The organism is Butyrivibrio sp. (genome assembly GCF_024699075.1).
The window spans coordinates 1-2881 of the sequence record NZ_JAILQF010000409.1; the positions used below are offsets into that span (position 1 = coordinate 1).

General features: G+C 38.2%; 4 protein-coding genes. All 4 read left to right on the forward strand.

What is annotated here, in order from left to right:
* Positions 1-562 (forward strand): MetQ/NlpA family ABC transporter substrate-binding protein (locus K6G87_RS16355; protein ID WP_296839659.1); only part of this gene is annotated, 562 nt, incomplete at its 5' end.
* A 33-nt stretch (positions 563-595) separates the two neighbouring features.
* Positions 596-1561, forward strand: a complete 966-nt coding sequence (locus tag K6G87_RS16360; protein ID WP_296839660.1) for a LysR family transcriptional regulator — start codon at positions 596-598, stop codon at positions 1559-1561.
* 130 nt (positions 1562-1691) lie between these two features.
* Complete coding sequence (locus K6G87_RS16365) at positions 1692-2675, forward strand: acyltransferase family protein (RefSeq protein WP_296839662.1); 984 nt, start codon at positions 1692-1694, stop codon at positions 2673-2675.
* 20 nt (positions 2676-2695) lie between these two features.
* The coding region (locus K6G87_RS16370; protein WP_330669910.1) for a macro domain-containing protein at positions 2696-2881 on the forward strand (186 nt) is incomplete at its 3' end.

Sequence of the window (2881 nt, forward strand, 5' to 3'; positions counted from 1 at the left end):
CTTCTATGCACACTGGCCATATGTAAACGATCAGAATGAAACTAATGGTTTTAGTGTAGTTAATGCAGGAGACATTCATGTTGAGCCTATAAGAGCATATTCGGATAAGTATACATCAGTAGATGAGATATCTGATGGTGATGTAGTTGCAATTCCTAACGATGCAACTAACGAGTACAGAGCACTTAAGATTCTGGAAGAACAGGGCCTTATAACACTTGATGACAGCGTAGATTCTACCCTTAGCGCAACTGTTGACAGCATCGTATCTTATGAAAAGAATATCGAGATCGTTGAGCTTGATTCTGCTCAGATCATTCCGACCAAGGATGATTTCGATTTCTTCATTACAAATACTAACAAGGCACTTGAGGCAGGTATCACATCAAACGTACTCTTTAGCGAGAGTGGTGATAATAACCCATTTGCAAATATCATCTCAGTAGCATCAGGCAATGAGAATGATCCTGCTATTCAGGCAGTAGTTGCAGCGCTTCGTTCAGATGCTGTACGTAAGTACATTGAAGAGAAGTATAACGGAGCAGTAATACCGGCGAACTAAGAAGTTCAAAAGGTACCAAGGGAGACAGACTTTATGACGATCAATCAGATCAGATACGTGATATATATAGCCAGGTGCGGTTCTTTTAACAAGGCAGCAGAGCAGCTTTTTGTAGCGCAGCCGTCACTTACAAATGCTATACAGGATCTGGAAAAAGAGCTTGGAATAACTATTTTCATAAGAGGATCACACGGAGTATCTCTCACTCCTGATGGTTCAGAAGCCTTGCTTCATTTCAGACACCTGTATGATCAGTACGAGGATATCATTGACAAGTACTGTGTTAATCGCGATATCAGAAAGAAGTTCGGAGTCTCGACCCTTCACTATTCATTTGCGGTAAAGGCATTCGTTGAACTGGCAAGGAACCTGGATACAGCCAAGTATGATCTTGCTATAAGAGAGGGAAGAACATTGGATGTCTTAGAGGATGTCCAGAAGAACCGAAGTGAGTTCGGAATCCTTTATCTTAACGATTTCAACAGGATCTTTATCAAAAAAATACTTAGACAAAAAGAGCTGGAGTTTCATCATCTTATCAATTGCAGAGCGTATGTATATCTTTGGAAAAAACATCCTCTTGCCGACCGTACAAAAATAAACTTTGATGATTTGAAAGTATATCCATGCCTCTCCTTTGAACAAGGTGATGAAAGCTCTTTTTATATGGCTGAAGAAGTACTCAGCACAGAAGATTATGACAGAGTGATCAAGGCCTGTGACAGGGCTACGATGCTCAATCTTATGAGGGGACTTAATGGTTACACTTTATGCTCCGGAATAATCTGCGAAGAGCTTAATGGTGACGACTATATAGCGGTTCCATTTGAAGATGACAGGATCGAGACTGACAGTTCGATGGAGATCGGATACGTGACGGTCAAGCATAAGAGTCTTAGCAGTATCGGGGAGAGGTACATCGAGGAGATAAGAAATTACCTCGAAGCACTCGGGGGGCTAGACGAAGAACCTGAGGAACCATTGAAGAAAATCGGATAGGAATTTAGAACTGGTAAACCTTATGTTTATCAGTTCTTTTTTATTCATATTAAAGATAATTGTTGGAATATTTGGTAAAATAGAAAAAATAATACTTGATAAACAGGTTAGTAAAGGGATGGGGAAAGGGATGAAAATAAGTAAAATCAGTACGCACAGGGCACCACTCATGGGATTTGCCATGATCATGATCATTATTTTTCACACAGATATTATTTATCCGCATTGGCTAGATCTTATCAAGAATTTTGGAGACTTTGGAGTTAATCTCTTTTTTGCTATTTCAGGATTTTCAATGTGTTATGCATGGAAGAAAAAACCGGATACTAAAGTCTTTTTGAAAAACAGACTGCTCAGGATATTGGTCACTGTATTACCGGTTTCTATACTTTGGAATCTTTTTGCAATTGCTACAAAGGAGACAACAATAGCAAGTGCAGTGTTAAAAATACTTACTTTACAGTACTGGATTGACGGGAATCTGTTTCAGTGGTTTGTAAGTGCGATAATCGTTTTTTACATGATAACTCCACTGTGGATGAAGCTTTATGACCGAAACAGGAGCATATGCTTTGTGGCCACTTTTTTGATAATTCTTATAAGCTGCATTATTGCTTCTATGGGCATGTTCAATCACACGGAAGTATTTGTTTTCAGGATTCCGGCTTATTTCCTTGGTTTAGTACTTGGCAAGATCGTTAACAGGGAAAAAGAACTGTCTGTTTATATCAGTATTACTTTTATAGTTTTGCTGATAATTAGTATAGTTGGATCTTGGATTATCCGTTTTGATACACTGCTGTATCCATGGAAATATCTGATTTATGTCTTTTTGACACTTCCTGTTTTATTTATACTTGCGGCTTTTTTTGACCTGATCAAAGGAAAGCTTTTTTATAAGATATGCGGCCTGGGCGGTGCGATAACGCTAGAAACATATCTTTTTCAGGAGAAGATCTTAAAGGTAGTGCACTTTGCGTGTGATAAGATCAATAATACTTTTGATGCTAAAAACATTATAATAAATATAGTTACGATAATACTGACTATAGTTGTTGCTGTTGTATATCATAAGATAGTAAATAAAGTGACATTAACTCTTAGAAATAAATAAAATTCTGGGGATTTCTGAGTATGGCATTTCAGATCATAAGAAATGATATTACAAAAGTGAATGCGGATGTGATCGTTAATACGGCTAATCCGGAAGTGGCGATCGGTGATGGCGTAGACTCTGCAATATATATGGCTGCAGGAAAAGACAGACTTCTTGCAGAAAGAGAGAAGATTGGATATCTTACACCTGGAGAAGTTGCCATT